Source organism: Mycobacterium hackensackense (assembly GCF_025822555.1).
In the GTDB taxonomy this organism is placed as follows: domain Bacteria; phylum Actinomycetota; class Actinomycetes; order Mycobacteriales; family Mycobacteriaceae; genus Mycobacterium; species Mycobacterium fluoranthenivorans.
In genome coordinates this window covers 33392-49757 of record NZ_JACKUC010000032.1, presented here as the reverse complement: position 1 = coordinate 49757, position 16366 = coordinate 33392, and the positions used below count along the sequence as shown (strand labels likewise).

Annotated in this window: 31 protein-coding genes; 2 read left to right on the top strand and 29 right to left on the bottom strand. The window is 66.3% G+C overall.

Translation table 11 applies throughout. The features are described from left to right. Window positions 1-2: 2 nt before the first annotated feature. The 4 genes from H7J86_RS24555 to H7J86_RS24540 all read right to left on the bottom strand — a co-directional run bounded on the left by H7J86_RS24555 (window position 3) and on the right by H7J86_RS24540 (window position 2259). Complete coding sequence (locus H7J86_RS24555) at window positions 3-461, bottom strand: hypothetical protein (RefSeq protein WP_267294094.1); 459 nt, start codon at window positions 459-461, stop codon at window positions 3-5. A 362-nt stretch (window positions 462-823) separates the two neighbouring features. Beyond that, a complete protein-coding gene (locus tag H7J86_RS24550; RefSeq protein ID WP_267294092.1) occupies window positions 824-1552 on the bottom strand; it encodes an ATP-binding protein in 729 nt (242 codons plus the stop codon). A 6-nt stretch (window positions 1553-1558) separates the two neighbouring features. Further along, a complete protein-coding gene (locus H7J86_RS24545) occupies window positions 1559-1933 on the bottom strand; it encodes a hypothetical protein (protein ID WP_267294089.1) in 375 nt (124 codons plus the stop codon). Window positions 1934-1989: 56 nt separating this feature from the next. Beyond that, window positions 1990-2259 (bottom strand): Acb2/Tad1 domain-containing protein, encoded by a 270-nt coding sequence (locus H7J86_RS24540; protein ID WP_267294087.1) that lies wholly within the window; start codon window positions 2257-2259, stop codon window positions 1990-1992. A gap of 437 nt (window positions 2260-2696) precedes the next feature. Between H7J86_RS24540 and H7J86_RS24535 the strand changes: the two genes are divergently transcribed. Both H7J86_RS24535 and H7J86_RS33440 read left to right on the top strand, forming a co-directional pair. Further along, window positions 2697-2945 carry a toxin HicA gene (locus tag H7J86_RS24535; protein ID WP_267294085.1) on the top strand — a complete coding sequence of 83 codons (249 nt, stop codon included), beginning with the start codon at window positions 2697-2699 and terminating at the stop codon, window positions 2943-2945. Beyond that, the gene (locus H7J86_RS33440) at window positions 2945-3514 is read left to right on the top strand and encodes a type II toxin-antitoxin system HicB family antitoxin (protein WP_308204866.1); all 570 of its coding nucleotides are present in this window, start codon (window positions 2945-2947) and stop codon (window positions 3512-3514) included. The genes H7J86_RS24535 and H7J86_RS33440 overlap by 1 nt, the downstream gene beginning before the upstream one ends. A 506-nt stretch (window positions 3515-4020) precedes the next feature. Here H7J86_RS33440 and H7J86_RS24525 read toward each other — a convergent pair. The 25 genes from H7J86_RS24525 to H7J86_RS24405 form a co-directional block, all read right to left on the bottom strand. Further along, window positions 4021-4287 carry a hypothetical protein gene (locus tag H7J86_RS24525; RefSeq protein ID WP_267294083.1) on the bottom strand — a complete coding sequence of 89 codons (267 nt, stop codon included), beginning with the start codon at window positions 4285-4287 and terminating at the stop codon, window positions 4021-4023. Window positions 4288-4531: 244 nt separating this feature from the next. Then, complete coding sequence (locus tag H7J86_RS24520; protein ID WP_267294081.1) at window positions 4532-4708, bottom strand: hypothetical protein; 177 nt, start codon at window positions 4706-4708, stop codon at window positions 4532-4534. A gap of 5 nt (window positions 4709-4713) precedes the next feature. Further along, window positions 4714-4920, bottom strand: coding sequence for a hypothetical protein (locus H7J86_RS24515; RefSeq protein WP_267294079.1), 207 nt, complete (start codon window positions 4918-4920; stop codon window positions 4714-4716). A gap of 2 nt (window positions 4921-4922) precedes the next feature. Beyond that, entirely contained in the window at window positions 4923-5198 is a 276-nt protein-coding gene (locus tag H7J86_RS24510; RefSeq protein ID WP_267294077.1) for a hypothetical protein, read from the bottom strand. A gap of 56 nt (window positions 5199-5254) precedes the next feature. Next, on the bottom strand, window positions 5255-5587 hold the full coding sequence (locus H7J86_RS24505) for an ABC transporter permease (protein ID WP_267294075.1): 333 nt from the start codon (window positions 5585-5587) through the stop codon (window positions 5255-5257). Between the two features lie 53 nt (window positions 5588-5640). After that, on the bottom strand, window positions 5641-5856 hold the full coding sequence (locus H7J86_RS24500; protein ID WP_267294073.1) for a hypothetical protein: 216 nt from the start codon (window positions 5854-5856) through the stop codon (window positions 5641-5643). Next, entirely contained in the window at window positions 5856-6071 is a 216-nt protein-coding gene (locus H7J86_RS24495; RefSeq protein WP_267294071.1) for a hypothetical protein, read from the bottom strand. Before H7J86_RS24495 ends, H7J86_RS24500 begins: the two co-directional genes overlap by 1 nt. A 2-nt stretch (window positions 6072-6073) precedes the next feature. Continuing rightward, complete coding sequence (locus H7J86_RS24490; protein WP_267294070.1) at window positions 6074-7753, bottom strand: TROVE domain-containing protein; 1680 nt, start codon at window positions 7751-7753, stop codon at window positions 6074-6076. A gap of 1002 nt (window positions 7754-8755) precedes the next feature. Continuing rightward, a complete protein-coding gene (locus tag H7J86_RS24485; protein WP_267294068.1) occupies window positions 8756-8944 on the bottom strand; it encodes a hypothetical protein in 189 nt (62 codons plus the stop codon). After that, window positions 8941-9189 carry a hypothetical protein gene (locus H7J86_RS24480; RefSeq protein ID WP_267294066.1) on the bottom strand — a complete coding sequence of 83 codons (249 nt, stop codon included), beginning with the start codon at window positions 9187-9189 and terminating at the stop codon, window positions 8941-8943. Before H7J86_RS24480 ends, H7J86_RS24485 begins: the two co-directional genes overlap by 4 nt. Beyond that, window positions 9189-9548, bottom strand: coding sequence for a hypothetical protein (locus tag H7J86_RS24475; RefSeq protein WP_267294064.1), 360 nt, complete (start codon window positions 9546-9548; stop codon window positions 9189-9191). The genes H7J86_RS24480 and H7J86_RS24475 overlap by 1 nt, the downstream gene beginning before the upstream one ends. Before the next feature lie 10 nt (window positions 9549-9558). Next, window positions 9559-9954, bottom strand: a complete 396-nt coding sequence (locus H7J86_RS33435; protein WP_267294062.1) for a helix-turn-helix transcriptional regulator — start codon at window positions 9952-9954, stop codon at window positions 9559-9561. A gap of 4 nt (window positions 9955-9958) precedes the next feature. Beyond that, window positions 9959-10177: a hypothetical protein gene (locus H7J86_RS24465; RefSeq protein ID WP_267294060.1), complete on the bottom strand. Its 219-nt coding sequence runs from the start codon at window positions 10175-10177 to the stop codon at window positions 9959-9961. A 3-nt stretch (window positions 10178-10180) separates the two neighbouring features. Beyond that, window positions 10181-10732, bottom strand: coding sequence for a hypothetical protein (locus H7J86_RS24460; RefSeq protein WP_267294058.1), 552 nt, complete (start codon window positions 10730-10732; stop codon window positions 10181-10183). After that, window positions 10729-11994 carry a hypothetical protein gene (locus tag H7J86_RS24455; protein WP_267294056.1) on the bottom strand — a complete coding sequence of 422 codons (1266 nt, stop codon included), beginning with the start codon at window positions 11992-11994 and terminating at the stop codon, window positions 10729-10731. The genes H7J86_RS24460 and H7J86_RS24455 overlap by 4 nt, the downstream gene beginning before the upstream one ends. Continuing rightward, the gene (locus H7J86_RS24450; RefSeq protein ID WP_267294054.1) at window positions 11991-12317 is read right to left on the bottom strand and encodes a hypothetical protein; all 327 of its coding nucleotides are present in this window, start codon (window positions 12315-12317) and stop codon (window positions 11991-11993) included. Before H7J86_RS24450 ends, H7J86_RS24455 begins: the two co-directional genes overlap by 4 nt. Continuing rightward, window positions 12314-12832, bottom strand: a complete 519-nt coding sequence (locus tag H7J86_RS24445; RefSeq protein ID WP_267294052.1) for a hypothetical protein — start codon at window positions 12830-12832, stop codon at window positions 12314-12316. Before H7J86_RS24445 ends, H7J86_RS24450 begins: the two co-directional genes overlap by 4 nt. After that, window positions 12829-13245, bottom strand: a complete 417-nt coding sequence (locus H7J86_RS24440; RefSeq protein ID WP_267294050.1) for a hypothetical protein — start codon at window positions 13243-13245, stop codon at window positions 12829-12831. Before H7J86_RS24440 ends, H7J86_RS24445 begins: the two co-directional genes overlap by 4 nt. Continuing rightward, window positions 13242-13706: a hypothetical protein gene (locus tag H7J86_RS24435; RefSeq protein ID WP_267294048.1), complete on the bottom strand. Its 465-nt coding sequence runs from the start codon at window positions 13704-13706 to the stop codon at window positions 13242-13244. Before H7J86_RS24435 ends, H7J86_RS24440 begins: the two co-directional genes overlap by 4 nt. A 182-nt stretch (window positions 13707-13888) precedes the next feature. Then, window positions 13889-14479 (bottom strand): Clp protease N-terminal domain-containing protein, encoded by a 591-nt coding sequence (locus H7J86_RS33745; protein ID WP_504928627.1) that lies wholly within the window; start codon window positions 14477-14479, stop codon window positions 13889-13891. After that, complete coding sequence (locus H7J86_RS24425; protein ID WP_267294046.1) at window positions 14472-14867, bottom strand: hypothetical protein; 396 nt, start codon at window positions 14865-14867, stop codon at window positions 14472-14474. The genes H7J86_RS33745 and H7J86_RS24425 overlap by 8 nt, the downstream gene beginning before the upstream one ends. Beyond that, on the bottom strand, window positions 14860-15141 hold the full coding sequence (locus H7J86_RS24420; RefSeq protein WP_267294044.1) for a hypothetical protein: 282 nt from the start codon (window positions 15139-15141) through the stop codon (window positions 14860-14862). Before H7J86_RS24420 ends, H7J86_RS24425 begins: the two co-directional genes overlap by 8 nt. Beyond that, complete coding sequence (locus H7J86_RS24415; RefSeq protein ID WP_267294042.1) at window positions 15138-15458, bottom strand: hypothetical protein; 321 nt, start codon at window positions 15456-15458, stop codon at window positions 15138-15140. The genes H7J86_RS24420 and H7J86_RS24415 overlap by 4 nt, the downstream gene beginning before the upstream one ends. Beyond that, on the bottom strand, window positions 15455-16033 hold the full coding sequence (locus tag H7J86_RS24410) for a hypothetical protein (RefSeq protein ID WP_267294040.1): 579 nt from the start codon (window positions 16031-16033) through the stop codon (window positions 15455-15457). Before H7J86_RS24410 ends, H7J86_RS24415 begins: the two co-directional genes overlap by 4 nt. Before the next feature lie 59 nt (window positions 16034-16092). Then, a complete protein-coding gene (locus H7J86_RS24405) occupies window positions 16093-16299 on the bottom strand; it encodes a hypothetical protein (RefSeq protein WP_267294038.1) in 207 nt (68 codons plus the stop codon). Window positions 16300-16366 lie beyond the last annotated feature (67 nt).

Here is a 16366-nt window from a genome sequence, read left to right as displayed (position 1 = left end):
CGTCAGCCTGTCGCCGACTCCGGTCGCGTCATCCGACGCACCGAGGCCAACTTGCCGGTCTTCTTATCCGCGCCCTTGCGGAGCCGGTCGATCAGCTCCGTGAGTTGGCGACTGGCCTGGACCTGCGCCGTGGCTGGAGTCTTCTGGTTGTCCATCAGCCCGGCGAGGTAGTAGGCCATCTCCGCTTCACCGCCGCGCGCGTCGACCGTCGACAGCTCAGCGAGCTGCTTCCGGATGGCCGTCTCAACCGGCCCGTACTCGGTGACTGGACTGTGCTGCGGCGCCTGCTGCTGTGTCGTACCACGGAGAACAGCAACCTTTGAAGGCTTGGTTTCGGCGGGCGACTTCTGCGCGGCTCTGCGCGACTTCCGGTCAGTCTGGTAGTCGCGTTCTGCCTGTTTGCAGAGGTCGCAGCGGCAGCCGGAGTTGTATCGGCTGCGAGTGCCATGCTCAGCAGCCATACCTCCCACCTTCCGCTACAGCAAACAATAACGATGGGCTAGCAAACCCCGTTCGCCCAGCAAACGGTCTGCACATGTGTCACACACGGGTTTCCGCGAAAATCGACGGGCAGGCACGGGTCGCCCCCTGGGCCAGCCGTCGCGATCCTGACCCACCCCCCCACCCTGGCAAATCCTTGTCAGCAAACATGGTGACGTTTGTGCAGGTCAGTGGCATGATTGGCGACCGATCGGTTGTCGTGGCTACGTCAGTCGATGGTGCAACGTCAGTGCAGGTCAGGCGGTCGGCGCATAGCGATGCGGGCCGACTCGGCGTGCCAGCAAACTCGGCGACCAGGCCAGCAAACAATGCGCGTCCGCGGCTACCAGGCGGGCTGAACCCATTGACCCTGATCAGGTGCAGTTTTCGCACCGCGGGAGCCGTTGCACTTCGAGTGCGAGGGGCGCAGGTTCGACTTCATGTAGGCGAGGTCAGGACGGGTGGCCACGGGTTGGTAGTGATCAGCTTCGAAGGCGGGCGGGGTGCGGGCCGGCGCTTCGTAGTCGATCGCTTGGTTGCAGAGGTGGCAGTGCCGGCCATACGTGCCATCGGGGTTGCGATGGCGTTGGCACTCATCCTTGAACTCGCTGGCCAGCACCTTCCAGGCGTGGCTGCTGCGGATCTTGCGGGCCACGTCGCGCTGGGTGCCGGTGTTCTCCCGGTACCAGCGCTTGACCGCTGCCTGCATCTGGTGCGGGCGCTCGGCCTTGGCGCGGGCCAGGACGGTGTCCATGCCGGGGTCAATGGTGATGATCTCGGCGCCGTGCTGCTCGTACTTGGCCAGGGTGTCGGCGCTCGGTGTGGAGTGGATGACGTACACGTCGCATGCGCCCGAGACGCCGAGTGCTGTGTCGATGGCTGCCTGGCGGGCTGCGCGGGTGACTGCCTTGACGTGGACGGGGTGGTCGTGGCCGACGATGCCGTCGGTGCTGGGAGTGAGCACCGATGCGAGGGCGTCGAAGTCGATGGTGATGTCGCCGGACTGGGCGTGGTTCCGGACCCAGGTGGACTTACCGCTCGCGGGTGGGCCGGTGACGACGTACAGGGCCACGACCGGTCAGGGCAGTGGCGGGTGCTCGGGTCGGCCGAGGCCGGGTGAGCCGTTGAACGCTTCGAGCGCGCCGGCCGCGGCGATGCCAGCCTGCTGGCCGGCGAAGGAGATGCTGCGGTCAGCAGGCGGTGGGACTAGGCCGCCGCAGTCGGCGCACGTGTCGGCTGTCTCAGGTCCTCGGCCCCAGCGGGTCGGTCCGTGCTCGCAGGTGCACCCGTCCGCGATGGTGTCGATCTCGGGGTGCGCCTGCTTGAAGTGCGCGATGACCTTGTCGACGGCGTCGCTGCTGAGCTTGGCCGTTACCGGGATGCTGAGACCCTTCGCGGGTACCTGGCGCTGGGGAAGTACGTCAGGGCCACCGACGGTGAGGTCGACAGTCACGGGAATGGTGTTGCCGCAATGTGGATGTGGGCACTTGACGTGCACGGTGGCGGGCATCAGCTGCGGGTCGGTGCGCTGGCGGCCTGTGCCGGCGCGGTGGCCTCGGGGGCGGGGCGGACGATGGCGCCGATGGTGGCGGCCAGCGCGTCTTCCAGGTGGTGCACGGCGATCGCCTGCTCGCGCGGCGCATGGTCGGTGACCTCGCTGACGAATCCTGCCAGCGCCTTGAACTTGCCGCGGACGTGGTCGAGTAGGGCGCGCACGGCGTCGTCGGACGGCGTGTGCAGGTCGAACCGGCGGTCGATCTCTTCCGGGGTGATTCCCATGGGGGTCTCCTTTTGGTGTCGGGCTTCTCGCCACGCTGACCCGTGCAGCTCCGCCCTCTCCGAAGGAGTCGGGTCATGGGTGATGTGCGGGTGCCGGGGAGTCCGCACGCGGGCTTACCCAGTGGGTTACCGATCAAAATGCTGGGCTTGACGCGGGCCCGCGCGGCGAGAAGGTGGGGGCGACCTACCTGGCGTCGGGGAAGTACGTCAGGGCTGTGCCCGAATAGCGAAAGCCCCGGCGAACGAGTCTCGCGGGGCTTCTGGGCACAGCTGTGCCTGCCGTATTTCTAACACGTCAGATCACGCTGGTCAGGGATGTGGGGCCGGTGTGTGTGTCGGTGTGTCGCACACAGGGTGTGGTGTGCGCACACCACCATTGGTAGCGTGGGTGCCATCATTGTCTAGCGCGATGCTATCGCAGGTGCTATCATTTACTCATGGCCAGTGTGGAGAAGATCGAAGCCAAGATGCGCGAGAGCGTCACCAACGTGGCGTTCAGCGACCTGGTCAAGGTCTGCACTCACTACTTCGGCGAACCACGCCAGAAGGGCACCAGCCATGCCGTGTACCGCACACCGTGGGCCGGAGACCCGCGCGTGAACATCCAGAACGACCACGGCAAGGCCAAGGCCTACCAGGTCCGCCAGGTCCTCACCGCCATCGACAAGCTGAAGGGAGCCAAGTGATGTCGAACCACTACACCTACCGGGCCGAATGGTCGCCCGAGGACGGCGAGTACGTCGGCCTCGTCGCCGAATTCCCCAGCCTCTCGTGGCTGGCCGCCACCGCGGCCGAAGCCGTGGCCGGCGCCTCCGAACTGGTCGACGGCATCCTCGCTGACATGGACGAATCGGGCGAAACCCCGCCGGAGCCCTTCACCGAGCGCCGGTACAGCGGCAACCTGTCGTTCCGCACCAGCCCGGCACAACACCGCGCACTCGCCATTGAGGCCGCCGAGCAGAACGTCTCGGTCAACCAGCTGCTCGTCTACAAGTCCGCGGTCCGGGCGCAGCTGGCCGAGCGGACGAAGGAAGCGATCGCGCACCTTCCGAGCGCGGACTGGCTGTCGGACCTGAGCAGCAAGATCTCAGGACAGTTCGAACCCGACGTAGTGGCGAAGTCGCACATGATCGTGGTCGTGAATCCGACCGGCGGAGATCTGCACAACGTCCGGATCGACCCTGGTGCGGTAGCGCTCGACGGAGATGGCTTCGCGTCCTACACCATCGACGGAGACCTGCACTCGCGCAGCTAGGTTGGGCTCGCTGGGCGGTCTTCAGGATCGACCCAGCGGGCGACCGGCTGGCCGTTCTCCACCGTCACATTGACCACCCGGGCCGCGTAGCCATCCGCACGGAACATTTGCATGCCGCTCATGTCATGCGGGACAGAGCTTTGACGGCACGGGCGCAGCGGGCACAAAACATGCCCCCGTAGATCGGTAGGTCCCACCCCGCCGCGCGGGCGGCAGCACCCAGCTCCTCGACACTCAACGCGCCGTCAAACTCGCTGGTCGTCTCACATACCTCGCAGGTAGCCAACCACACGAGTCGCGCGCTCATCTGGGGCCGCCGATGAGCCGGTCAGCGACTGTGGAGGGTATGCCGGCCAGGATTGCCACCACGTCCGCGACAAACTCAACTGCCTGACGAGCGTGCCGCCGCCCAGATGGCCAGCGGGGTGCCCGGTCAACGATCGGCTCCAGCGTGTGGGGATCCACGCGGACGCCGTCCAGCTCTGCCCAGGTGATCTCGTGCCCGTTCACTGCGGCACCGCCAACGATGGCCAGGACAGGAGATAGTTCAGGAATTCCCGCATCTCCAGACGCTGGATCTTGCGGCGACTCACCTGGGACCACACCTGGCTCCACCGATAGTCCCCGATGTCGATGACCGCGCCGAGCTCGGTGTGCGGCCCGTAGAGCAGGAAGTCGTCAGGGTGCATGTCGCTGGTGGCGCTGTCGTACACGGTGTCCGTCCAGTCGCCGCCGAGGGCGTACAGGCGGGTGCGGCGTGCTGGGTGGGTCACCACTGCTCACTCCGACGGGTATGGCGCCACAGGGGCGGAAGCTCGACACCAGCCAATTCCGCCTTCACCTGGAACGCGTCGTCGCGGCTGAGTGGTCGAGCGTCGAACCAACCGCCGAGCAGGTCACTGAGCAAGTCACCCCAGGAATTCCATTGCTTACGGCAGTCCAGGCAGGCGAACCACCGCCAGCAGCCGCTGGAGTGGGCGACCGCGTCGTGCCGGCGCAGCCTGCAGACGAGGTACCTCACTTCGGTGGGCCGTTCTGGGCGACGTGCTGGCGGAGCTCGTCCAGCGCGGCCTGGGCGGCGTCGAAGTCCCCGCCGTCGGCGACCAGCACGATGCGGTGGGACTTCGCGTACATGCAGGCGGTCGCCCGGTCCACGCGGGCACGGACCACCTTGCCGCGTTCGATGCTCAGCATGTCAATCACTCGTCCCACTCGGTGAGGCGCAGCAGCAACTCAGTCGCGCCGTCTTCGACGCCCCTGCCGACGGCATAGGACAGGCCAGCGAGATACCCGAGCCGCACTGCCCACTTCTCGTCGTCGGTCAGGTCGTCCGATTCGACGACGTCCGTGATGAACTGGCGGAGCTCGTCGGGGGTGTTGGGCTGCCTTCTGAGCAGGTCATCCATGTTCATCGCCAGCGCCGCAATCGGGCGAGGAACCGACGCCACCAGCGGGGGTTGGCCGGAGTGGTCAGTTCGGTGACCCTCTGCATCATGGCCATGGCGCGCGGAAGCGGGTCGCGACCAACGATGACGCGTTCTTCACCGGTTGCCTTGTCGCGCTGGACGTCGGTGACGTAGTCGGTCAGGGTTCGGCCGTCCGGCATGACGACGGTCATCAGCATGCCCTCTTCGAGGCCGCATGTGGTGGCGGCTTCGTGCTCGGACCGCCGGTGTTCGACCATGTCGGCCAGGCTGGAGGCTATGAATTCACATGTCCAGCAAGGCAATTCGTAGGTACTCATGCGCACACGTGCTTTCCGGGCATGAAGCTGCTGCGGCACAGGTGGCACCAGTCGGCCAGCATGACGTCGCACGTCGCGCCACCGTCCGGTGGGCACCGGTGCTTGTCGACCACCGCGTACCGCTGGCCGCAGGTACCGCACTGGTACGGCACACGTTGGACCAGGAAGCCCACATGCGGGTTGGTAACCGGCGGTGCGATGAGCTTGCGGGAGGTCTCGATGCCGAGGACCTCGTAGCGGATGTTGCCGATCCGGACGTGGTCACCGATCGCGATGGGCGTGCCCGGGATCTGGCTGGCATCGATGACGGCGACTCGGCCGAAACCCACTATGGTGTGCCAGCTTTCGGCGCGAAGGTTCGGGATCGTGCGGTCACATCCCATCAGCGTTCCGCTCCCTGTGGGTTGATGATTTTGGCGATCAGCTCGGGCGAACACCCGACGGCGGCGGCCAGCGTCTTGTGCGTCCACGAGGACCGCTCGGTGTCCCACAGCTGCCGCACCAGGCGGTTGCGTTGGTCCCGGTGCTGCGCGCCGACCCGGGAGGCATCAGCCGACTTTCGGTGATGCTCCCGGGCCTGCTGCGCGCGTGAATCCATCAGATGACGTCCTCGTGCTCGAACACCGCGACGAGCACCTTGGCCGCTTCCGCTGCGGCGTCAGGGGCCATGTTCGGAAGTGGGGTGCCGCGGTCGAGCGCATCGCCGGTGTATTCGCCGGTCAGCACGTCCACGATGATGTCGATGACTTTGTCGGCGAAGGTGTTCGGGCAACGGCAGCAGTAGTCGTGCTCTTCGTGGTCGCAGCACCCCACGGTCAGATGTCGCCGCGGGAGAACGCCGAGATCAAGTTCGGCACCGCGCTGTCGAAGCCGGCGACGTCCAGGGACAGCGGATCCCTCGGGTCGGCCACCGAGTACCGGGTGGCGGTCATCGCGACCGCGACCAGCCGTGCGTTCGGGTTGACGCGCTCGCGATACCGGCGCAGCGCCTGGTGGACGTGGATCGGTCCGGACCACGATTCGTTGTCGGTCAGGATGATCACCGTGTCGAATACCCGGTTGTGCTGCATGGCCCACGTGAACGGCAAAGCGCAGTCGGTCCGGCCCATGGGCTGCTCGCCGACGTAGCGGCACACGTCATCGAGGCGGCGCCGCGGGCTGATGTCCAGCTCGGTGATGGTGTTCTCAGCGATATAGACCTCGCGTCCTCCCCATCGGCTGCTCCGCACCTCGTGCTTGCCGGTGAATCCGACGATGGTGTGGTCGGGCTCCGACGCCGCGGTGGCCATCGCGATCGCGGCAGAGGCCTCCCGGGCGTTCAGCGGCATACCGGAGATAGCCGCCGACATCGACCCGGACACGTCCAGGGCCAGCAGGGTGCGCTTGCCGGCCGGTTCGATCGCCCCATACGAGGCGTAGAACGCGGCGTCGAGCGCGTCGCTGATCTTCGGTGCCGGCGTCCAGGTGCCGTCGCCGCGGGCCGAGCGTCCGGAGGCGTAGGTGCGCAGCGCGACGAGCACGTTGATCGGGTGCACGCGCCCGCGCTTGAGCAGGTCCGGGTTGGCCAGCTGGTCGGCGATCAGCTGGCCGGGTGCACCGGAGGCCAGGCCGAGTCGGGTCAGGCGGGGCAGCTGGCGCATCAGCGCGGTCTGCGGGATGCCGTGCGCGAGTAGTGCTTCCCACACCGCAGCGTGGCCCAGTGCGGCGTCGGGGAGCATCTCCCACGACAGACCGTTGCCGCGGCCGATGATCTCCACCCACGCCGCGTCGGTGGTGGCGGCCTGGGCGTCCTGGAAGTCGGTCACGATAGCCAGGTCAACGGGCACCGGGGTGTCCGGGGATGCTTCGCCGCCGCGGAACGGGATGTCGGCCAGGCCATTGCCGGCGGCCCAGTTCAGCGCGACGCGGCGCGCCGGGTCGGTGACACCGGTGGGCTTGGCCAGGCGCAGCAGGTCACGGTGGGTCCATCCCTCGCGCTGCCGGTACTTGACCAGCTGATAGGCCAGCGCCTTGACGGGCCGGTCGATGTACCAGTCGGCGACGCCGCGCTTGAGTGCCGGGCCCCAGCCGCGGAACTGCTCGACGTAGCGGGCGAACAGGAACAGGTGGGTGCCGGTGCGGGCGACGTGCGGGAGCGCTGCGAGTGCTCGGCGCCGGCCTTCGACGTCGTCGGCCGCGGCGGCGATCGCCAGCGCGAACAGGGCGGGGTTCTGCTTGGGTGCGCGGCCGTTGACGGAGACCTCGAGGATGCGGCGGACCAGCTCGACAGGATTGGTCGCGGCGGCGCGCAGGATCACCTCGGCGTTGTCCTTGGTCAGCTCACCGGCGCCGGTGTAGTAGGTGCCGCCGTCGGTGCCGAGGGTGAGGAATCGGTGAACGCGGGCCCAGTCATCTACGGGGAACACGAATCCGCCAGCGGCGTTCTTGACCTGCCGCGGGTCGGCCTGCTCGGTCTGTGCGGTGTGCCGCTTGTCGATGGTGGTGAGAATGTCCACGGCGTTCTCCTTCGGTTGGGGGGTGCGGGCGTGTTTGCTTCGACCGGGATTTTCATCCTGAATGAGAACCGACCGAAATCCGGCTCGCACCATAGGGTTTTCGTGGGCGGTGTGGGCGTGTTGTGGAGACCGGCGTTGCGTCCGCGCCTGGAGGTTGCGGACGACGGGACTCGAACCCGCAATGCCAATTAGTAACCGATCAACTCCGGCTCACACCGGTTGCGCTACTTGAGTAGGACCAGCAGGATCATCACGACGGTGAGTCCGAACCAGGTCCAGAACTGCCATCCCTCGATGACGAAAGTCACCGTCTGTTGCATGCTCAGTCCTCTGTGTGGGGGTTGACGATGCGGGCGTGATGTCGTGAGATCCGTGGTCGGTGCGACCACCACGAGGGTGTGCATTAGGCCGCTCTGCCACCCACCCTGTGCGGGCGGGGCGGGATTTGAACCCGCGGTCGCTGGTGAACCGAGTCTCGTCCGGCTCGCATAGTCTTCTGTAATTGTTTGTGGCTCAAGCGGTGTGGGCGTGTTGATCGCGACCGGAGTTACTAAGCAGGTAACCGAACGCTTCCGGCTCACACCGGTAATTCTGTTGTGCCGTAGGCGATGTGGGCGTGTTGTGCGGACCGGGTGTTAGTGCTCTACCAACTGAGCTACCGCCGTTTTTGGCACGGCGGACGGGACTCGAACCCGCGACCTCTCCATTAAAAGTGGTAACCGATCTGCGTCCGGCTCACATCTCCGTGGACGTGAAACCGACTGTAATTCGTTACAGGGCGGTGCGCCAATGGTTTTCAGAACAAACATCATCGCTATCATGTTCGAACAGTCAGCAGCAGTCAGCCGCGGCGCTGCCCATAGAACCCCGCGTACGGCTCCAGCCGATCCGGCAACACCGCAACATCATGATCATTATCCGGACGACCGTCGTCCGGCTCGTAGATACTGCACCCACACCGGCAAGTCCCACCATGCATCGGGCAACCGCACACGCACGGAGTCAAGGGACGTCCTCCCAGCCAGGCGGCTTCGGCAGCGAATCCCACAGCGCACGCGCCGAGCTGTCCTCCGGCAGCGAATCGTAGAACTCCCGGAACATCTCCCGTTGCGCCTCAACGAGAAACGCAGGGGTCTCCACCCGCGACCCCAAGACCACCCATCGGCTGCCGTCGTCGAACGAATTCGTCACGACGCCACCACCATCGACTCGGCGATGCGGCGACACCGATACTCGATTTCACCGAGGTGCTTCCAGTACTCCAGCGTGTCGACCACCGCCCTGATGTCACGGGTGGACAAGTCGTCTGTCGAGTCGATGGTCCGCCAGGTGACGTACGAGCAGACAGCCAGGCGGTGGTTGCGCTTATCGACCTTGCCCTCACGTAACAGCGCGAAGGCCCGTCGCACCAACGCCGCGGGTGCGTCCGGAGCCATCAGGCCGTCATCGCTCCGACGACTGCCCCCGCGACAGCCGCGATGATGACGGCGAGCACGCAGAGCACGGCGACCTGGCCGTGGGTCAGCCGTCGGCGCTTGATGACGGCGTCTACCCGGATGCCGGCGGCGTTGGGCAGCGCGGGCACACCCAGGGCGAAGCCGGCAACGATGCGTTCCTCCCAATCGGCCTTCGGACGCACCTCGTCCCAGCGACGCCGCGCCTTGTCGACTCTTGCGGTCTGGGCGATGATCCGCGCCTCCGGTGCGTCGGCCGTGATCAGGTCCTGCAGCTTCGTTTCCTCGTAGCGGTATGCGTTGTAGGCGCAGCCGGCGCAATCGTCGACGATCTCGGACATAGCGATCTCCTTATTGTGGTTGGGTTTTCGATGCTCTGAGTTGACGTAGGCGTGCCCGGTAGGTTTTCACTTCGCCCCACCGGTAGCGGGTGAGTTCGCCGCGTTTCTTCATGCGTTTGAATTGGCCGCGACGCACCCATTGGTCGACCGTCGAACGGGCCACACCGCACTCGCGGGCGATCTCTTCGGCGGTCAACCATTCGTCGTCGCCGCGGACGGCGAGGGTGGGCATGGGCCAGGTGATCGATCCGTTCATGAACAGGCGATCGAGGTCGGCCAGTGCGGTGGCGATGTCGTCGATCTCCCCGGCCGCGGCACGGGCGAGCAGCCGCCGGTACGCGGTGCCGACGAACCGGTCCTCGTCCTGTTGGGTCCAGCCGGGTGGGCGGATGAACGCGTCGGACACCGGGTCAGCAGTCGCCGTGGTGGAAGCAGAAGCAGGCACCGCAGTACGGGGCTGAGTCGTCGGGTGGGGTGGACCGGTCGAGATGCTCGGCGCAGCCGACGTGCACCAGCACGCTGGCTTCGTCGTGCCCGGGGACGTGGACGTACTTGACCTCGTCGCCGGGGCGGATGTCGTCGCCGTTATGGCAGCGGCCGGCAAAGCGGGCCGCGAAGGCTTGGGCCATGAACTACCGTCCCGCTAAAGGCCGGTCGATCACCGTGTAAGGCCCTGCCACGCCGCCAGATAAAGCACACGCGGCGTCTAGGGCGTGTCGGACGCGGTCGGCTGGGGCGATGTCGTACCGGTCGGTGGTGTGCAGCGAGCCGAGCGCGATGTCGTTGCCGCACCCGCACGCTGAGTACCCCTGCGCTGCACGGCCTACCTGGAAGTCGCTATGCACCTGGAACAGTCGGCCACCGACGCCAACGAGGAACGTGCCACCTTCCTCGCGTGTGTTCTCGATCTTGGCGTATCCGCCGTCCTTGAGAGTGGTGCGCACGGCGTCGACAAACGTGGTCACCATGAACCGGTCGAGGTCGTCGATGTCAGGTTCTGGGACGGTGAGCCTGTACCGCAGCAGCTGACCCATGCGGAACGAGCTCGTGAATCCCATGACGTACGGGCCGTTGGTGAACACCTTCTCGTCGGCGCGGATGGTCTTGGACCATCCCGACAGTCCAGCCGAGTCGCCGCCGATGATCACACCACCCGGGTACTCGATACCAACTATGCATGTCATCGCTTGGCGCTCCGTTCTCTGCGGCGGGCAGTGGGTTTGGTGTCTGTCGCGGTGCTGGTCGAGTAGGCGACGCCGGTCGGGAGCGGTTTCGCTACACCTTCGCGGGCCTCTTCGGCGGCGGCCGCGACGGTGTCTCCCAGTTGCTTCTGTTTGGCCTGCTTCTTCTCGTGCTCGCGGACACCGATCTGTCGTTGTTCGGGTAGTGGGTGTGGCCAGGCCGGATCTCCAGCGGTGAGCACGGTGGCGCATTGGTCTGCGACGCTGCGCAGGATGTTGGCCAGTTCGTCGACTTTGCCGTCGGCGATGATGGCGGCGACGGTTTCGTCGTTGAGGTCGTCGAGGAGTGAGGTTCGCTTCCGGAGCATGTCGAGTCGCCAATATGCTTCGGCAAGTAGGTATTTGAGCATTTGGTCCTCGTCTCTGGATTGGACTTCGTCCACGGTGCATCGGATCAGGAAACCGTGTTCGTCTTCGGTGTAACGGGCGCCGCAGGTGGTGCAGTCGATGTCCCAGCAGCCGTTGTCTCGGCCGAGGGTTTCGGCGCCGCAGCGGTGGCATGGGGCTTCGGACTTGTTGCGTAGGTAGCCCAGGCCGAGTTGGAGGTTGACGAGGCGGTGCACGCTGACCAACTCGCGGGCGATGTCCAGGCCGGAGAGTTCGATGAGTTCGCGGGGTTGGCCGAGTGGGTGCTTGTCGGCTTCGTCGTCGCTGTCCGGTAGCGGCATCCACACCTGGCACCACTGGGGTTCCGCTTCGACGAGGACGTCGAGGACGGGCAGTAGGGTGTTCGCGCCCCACGCGACCGTGAAAGCATCCGACGGGGTGGTGTGGCGTTTCCCGTTGACCGCCAGATAGCCCTTGGCAGTGCGCTCGTCCGGCGGCGAATCCGATCGGGACCGTGCCGCGCCGGTCATCCCCAGCGCTGACTCCACGGTGGACGTGGCACGGTCCACAGCATCGACGAGTCGGTGCAACAACGATTCGGTTGCGACGTTGATCGGGATGCCGGGGTCGCGGGTGCCGTGGACCCGTTGCCGGGCGATGGCGCCGCGCTCGCCGATCGCATCCGATAGCCGGCGCCAATCGTTCGCCGCGGCGCGCACCGTCTTCGTGAGCCGCCACAGGCAGCCCTCGCAGATGAGGCCGTCGGCGATCAGGGCTGGCTGGGGGTTGTTGTCCCGGTCCCGCAGGTCAGGGTTCGAACAACCTGGGCCCCACGCGCACCGGTGCGCCTCGGCCAGTGTGGGGAATTCCGCGTTCACTGGCTGGCTTCTGCGGCGTCGGCAGCGCGGTAGAGAAGCGACCGCACAGCGCGACGCACGTTCGATCCGCTGAGGAAGTCGACCCGACTGGGTGTCTCCATACGGTCGGCCACCTGGCGGAAGAACTTCGCATCGGTGTCGTGCGGGCCCTTGTGCGCGACGATGGGCAGTTCGATGATCCCGAACCCTGCTTCACGGAGTGCGGCCAGTTGGCGCGCAGCGAAGTGGTGAGCCACCTGGCCGCGCTTTTCGTCATCGTCCTCGTAGCCGTGCTCGTCCAGCTCTGAGTGCATCGCAGCGGCGAGCACTTCCGCCGCGGTCATCGGGCACCGGCCGGGGTGCGGACTTCGTCGATGTCCAGGCGGACGCGGTTGCGGTAGGAGATCTCAACCTCGTCGCCCTCGTCGACCCACTGTGTGATGCCTTGTTCCTCGAATTCACGTTGCCGCCGTATCGGCCCTTCAACACCAGCGCGGAGCGCAGCCAGCAGTTCCGCGCATGCTTCGTCGGGCATCGTCAGGTCCCAGCTTTGACCGATCAGATTGCACGGCCCGCGGACACCGTCCTCGATGTCGACGATCGTGTACACGACCTCGCCCTTCGGCTTGAAATCCGCTTGGCGCGTGAGGATTGCGAATCGCTCATCTGCGCAGCGAACGTCCCACCATCGGCGGCCGTCGCGGGCCAGCCGCACCTTCGCGCCGACCGGCGGTAGCGCTGGGTCGAATCCGCAGCGGTGCGGGCACAGCGGGGTCCCGGTGCCGTCGGTCTTCTTGACGTGGCCGTGCTCGCACACGGTGCCGTCCCGTTGGCCGGCGCGGCGTTCTGCTCGGTTCACTGGTATGTCTCCTGTCTCCATGAGGTTTCGCAGGTGATGCAGGTGCGCACCACCCACTGATCGGTGTCGGTCAGTCCGGTTGGGATGTCGACGTGGTGGCCGGCGTCGGTGCCGCAGGCCGGGCACGCGGGGTGGCTGAAGAACACCAGCAGCAGGTCGGCGGACCAGCCGTACCAGGCGCACGGTGTCTGGCTCTGGACGACGGCGGTCATGACCAACATCAGTGGGCGCATGCTGTCGGGCAGAGTGAGCCGGTCGCCGGTGTAGACCTCGTCCGGTAGACCCCACGACGGAAGATCGAGTGGCCCGTGGAACGCGATCGCGGGGAGCTTCCACGTGCAGTCGTTGCGCTCGAGGGTGACCACGTAGCCGGACTCGAGCCTGGTCCGGATCTCGGTGGCGCTGATCCTCATCGTTCGGCCCATTCCTGGCCGCACGCGGCGCACTGGCGGATCACCGTGGCCTCGGCGGGGTCCTTGCCTGGCTTCGGTTCCCGGATGCCGTGCGTGCTGATTTCAGAGCAGTTCCGGCACTCGCACAGCGCGATGAAGTCCCGGGCCGGCCAGAAGTCGACCGGCCGCGAGACGGCCGCACGCTGCCGGCGGGCGTGTAGGAGCTGCCAAGTCCGCCACCACACCATCAGCCCGTTCCCAATCAGTGCGGGAGGCGTGTACCAACCCCACGTCCCAGTGGCCAGCCCGTATACCGCGTACACGAACAAGCTGGCGTGGACAACCAGCAGCAGAGCCGCGCCCACCCTCGGCGCTATCGCATTCTGGGGCAGCTCGAACGTTTCGGTGACCAGCTGCCGCAAGCTGGGTCGCGCGGGCTGGCATTCGACCTCGGTGGGACCCGACTGCGGTGCGAGCGACATGACGTTCACGGCATCGATCGACCAAGCGGCGACGCTGCCGTTCGATGCGCTAATCGTGATGTTGCCGCCGGACTGGATACCCACGGATCCGCGGCCGACCTTCTGCGTCTGACCAACAACCACCGCACCGCAGCCCCGAGCTGACTGTGGCGGGGGTTCCGACAATGGTCCAACCTCCATGGTCAAGCCTTCAGGCTGATGTCGTAGCGGTGCAGCAGATCTCGCGCCCAGTCACCGTGTGTCATACCGCTTCCGGCGACTCGGGCGAGGTCCGCGGTCAGCGATTGGAGCAACCGTGCGCGTTCGGTCGCCAGGTCGCCACGGGCGGGTGGGCCGTACCGGGCCAGCGCTTCGATGGCGAGTTGGCGGACCCCGGCCGGTGTCAGACCGAGGTCTGTGAGGATCTGGACGCCCACGCTCTCCTCGATGTAAGTGACTAATGCGAGCAGTAGGTGTTCTGTCCCGATGTAGTTGTGGCCCAATCGAAGCGCTTCGCGCAACGAGTTCTCCAGCAGCTTCTTGGCGCGTGGAGTGAAGGGGATATGACCCGACACGGGTGCTGCGCCGCTGCCGACGATCTCGTAGATCTTGGCGCGGACGATGTCGGCGCTGAGGTCCAGCGAGTGCAGCACTGTCGCCGCGACGCCCTCACCTTCGGCGAGTAAACCCAGCAGGACGTGCTCGGTGCCGACGTAGTTGTGGTTCATCTTCCGGGCCTCTTCCTGGCACAGGACAATGACCCGGCGGGAGCGGTCGGTGAAGCGTTCAAACATGGCGGTGGTCTCCTTCGATTTCGTCGAGCTCCTCGCGTAGTGCGGGCCGGATCCATTCGAGGACAGGTCTTCTCGGGGTGTCTTCACCGTCGTCTTCTGCCACGGTGACGGTGAACCGGTCGCCGTCCTGTGTGAGGTTGACGAGGTTGCCGGCGCGGATCAGCCAGCTGGTCGACGCCAGGATGGTGTCGGTGTCGACATCGACGAGTGAGATTCGGTCGCGGCGGACGCGTACGACGATGGGGCCGTACGGCAGCCGCGCGGTGGTGTCCGGTCCCGGGTCGGAAGGTGTGCGGCTGCGCTGGTGGACAGCCACGAGCAACGCGGCCGCGATGATGCACCCGGCGGCCACCAGCGCGTAGAACAGCACCGCGGCGGCGTCAGGCATCGGTCGCACCTACTGCCGGGACCAGGCGGTCGTCGACGATCACGAGCGCGACCGCGATGTCCTCAAGGTCGACCCACGATTCGATCTGAATCCCGTTGTCCAGAGCCAGAGAGTACGGGCACTGTCGCAGGTCTACCCCGGAGTCTTTGCACTCGCGCGAGTGCAGGATGTACACCTGCTCTTCGGCCGAGACGGCGCGGCCGTAGTGCTTGGTGTCGTGGCGTTTGATGCCGACGATCTGTTCGATCTGGTCGGCGGGGACGAGGTCGGTCATCGGGACCTCACCACAGGCGGGGCCGGCTTCGGTGCGGGCGCGGGCTTGGGTGCCTGAACAGTGGCGCGCGGACCGGGCGCGGTGCCGCCGCGGGTGGCCGGCGCCGGGGTCCAGCCTGGCGGCCGGTTCCGGTACGTCGGCTTGTAGCTCGGCGCGCCTGGCTGGACGGTCTGCGCGGGCACGTATCCCGGCGACCCGTAGCTGCCGATAGCCGGGATGATGTAGGGCACCAGCACGGCGTCGTCGTCGGTCAGGTCGTCGCACCCAGTGAGCAGCGCAGCGGCGGTCAGCAGAACCGCGGCGATCGCGCGCATCACTTCGTGCCTTCGGCGGCGATCAGGTCGGCCAGCGCCTGGGCGCGCTCACCCTGCTTGGCGTAGATGTCCGGGTGCCGTTGAGCTTCTGCTGCGTAGTAGGCGATGGACCGCTGCACCTCGGCACGCTCAACGTCGGTGAGCAGCGGCCAGCACTGGGGCAGCGCGACGTCGGCGTCACCATAGATGACGCCGGCCGCGACTTCGGAGCCCACCCGGGTGACTGACATATCCGCGCGGCGGTCGTAAAAGGCTGCCTTGTAGAAGATCCCGACGCGGCGGATGCCGCGCTCGTCGACGATGTGGGACCACATCGCGTGGTCGGACCCTTCACGCTTCCATCCGGCCGGCAGGGTCGCGGTGACGAACAGGTCGTCGCCGGGGACTGGATCGCCCTTGACGAAGCCGAGGGCTTCGAATTCAGGCCAGTCAGCCTCGGCGGGGAGCTTGTCGGAGTTGACGAGCTGGCGCTGCCCTTCGGCTTCCATGCCGGTGATGTAGGCGTCTGTGCCGAGCACGACGCTGCCAGCGAAGTGGTCGGTCGCGGGTTGCGCTGAGGTGTTGGTGATGTCGGGCATGACGAATCTCCTTCTGTTGTGGTGGTGTGACATTCGGTTGAAACGGTTTCGGTTGAATGTCAGGTCGGAATGTCTGGGATTCCTCCGCAGGATGGGCAGGTTCCGAACTTGATGAACTCATCGCAGGCGGTGCACTTGTACGCCAGCGGGATGTAGCCCGGCCGAAGGGTGACGACGACCGGCTGTCCCTTGAGGTCGACGCCGTAGAGGGTTCGGCTGCCGTCGGGGTTTTCGTCGACCTGTTCGACGGTGAGTGTGGTGCTCACATGTACCACCGCAACGGATTCCAGCCGAATTCGGCGCAGGTCAGCCCGACGACGACCGCGGTGACGA

What these genes read in the sequence shown, in the direction of transcription:
- H7J86_RS24555 (WP_267294094.1), bottom strand. Translation starts at nt 461, where the DNA reads ATGGCTGCTGAGCATGGCACTCGCAGCCGATACAACTCCGGCTGCCGC.
- H7J86_RS24540 (WP_267294087.1), bottom strand. Translation starts at nt 2,259, where the DNA reads ATGGGAATCACCCCGGAAGAGATCGACCGCCGGTTCGACCTGCACACG.
- H7J86_RS24535 (WP_267294085.1), top strand. Translation starts at nt 2,697, where the DNA reads ATGGCCAGTGTGGAGAAGATCGAAGCCAAGATGCGCGAGAGCGTCACC.
- H7J86_RS33440 (WP_308204866.1), top strand. Translation starts at nt 2,945, where the DNA reads ATGTCGAACCACTACACCTACCGGGCCGAATGGTCGCCCGAGGACGGC.
- H7J86_RS24520 (WP_267294081.1), bottom strand. Translation starts at nt 4,708, where the DNA reads ATGCTGAGCATCGAACGCGGCAAGGTGGTCCGTGCCCGCGTGGACCGG.
- H7J86_RS24515 (WP_267294079.1), bottom strand. Translation starts at nt 4,920, where the DNA reads ATGGATGACCTGCTCAGAAGGCAGCCCAACACCCCCGACGAGCTCCGC.
- H7J86_RS24510 (WP_267294077.1), bottom strand. Translation starts at nt 5,198, where the DNA reads ATGGTCGAACACCGGCGGTCCGAGCACGAAGCCGCCACCACATGCGGC.
- H7J86_RS24500 (WP_267294073.1), bottom strand. Translation starts at nt 5,856, where the DNA reads ATGGATTCACGCGCGCAGCAGGCCCGGGAGCATCACCGAAAGTCGGCT.
- H7J86_RS24480 (WP_267294066.1), bottom strand. Translation starts at nt 9,189, where the DNA reads ATGGCTCCGGACGCACCCGCGGCGTTGGTGCGACGGGCCTTCGCGCTG.
- H7J86_RS24475 (WP_267294064.1), bottom strand. Translation starts at nt 9,548, where the DNA reads ATGTCCGAGATCGTCGACGATTGCGCCGGCTGCGCCTACAACGCATAC.
- H7J86_RS24465 (WP_267294060.1), bottom strand. Translation starts at nt 10,177, where the DNA reads ATGGCCCAAGCCTTCGCGGCCCGCTTTGCCGGCCGCTGCCATAACGGC.
- H7J86_RS24460 (WP_267294058.1), bottom strand. Translation starts at nt 10,732, where the DNA reads ATGACATGCATAGTTGGTATCGAGTACCCGGGTGGTGTGATCATCGGC.
- H7J86_RS24450 (WP_267294054.1), bottom strand. Translation starts at nt 12,317, where the DNA reads ATGACCGCGGCGGAAGTGCTCGCCGCTGCGATGCACTCAGAGCTGGAC.
- H7J86_RS24440 (WP_267294050.1), bottom strand. Translation starts at nt 13,245, where the DNA reads ATGAGGATCAGCGCCACCGAGATCCGGACCAGGCTCGAGTCCGGCTAC.
- H7J86_RS24435 (WP_267294048.1), bottom strand. Translation starts at nt 13,706, where the DNA reads ATGTCGCTCGCACCGCAGTCGGGTCCCACCGAGGTCGAATGCCAGCCC.
- H7J86_RS33745 (WP_504928627.1), bottom strand. Translation starts at nt 14,479, where the DNA reads ATGTTTGAACGCTTCACCGACCGCTCCCGCCGGGTCATTGTCCTGTGC.
- H7J86_RS24425 (WP_267294046.1), bottom strand. Translation starts at nt 14,867, where the DNA reads ATGCCTGACGCCGCCGCGGTGCTGTTCTACGCGCTGGTGGCCGCCGGG.
- H7J86_RS24420 (WP_267294044.1), bottom strand. Translation starts at nt 15,141, where the DNA reads ATGACCGACCTCGTCCCCGCCGACCAGATCGAACAGATCGTCGGCATC.
- H7J86_RS24410 (WP_267294040.1), bottom strand. Translation starts at nt 16,033, where the DNA reads ATGCCCGACATCACCAACACCTCAGCGCAACCCGCGACCGACCACTTC.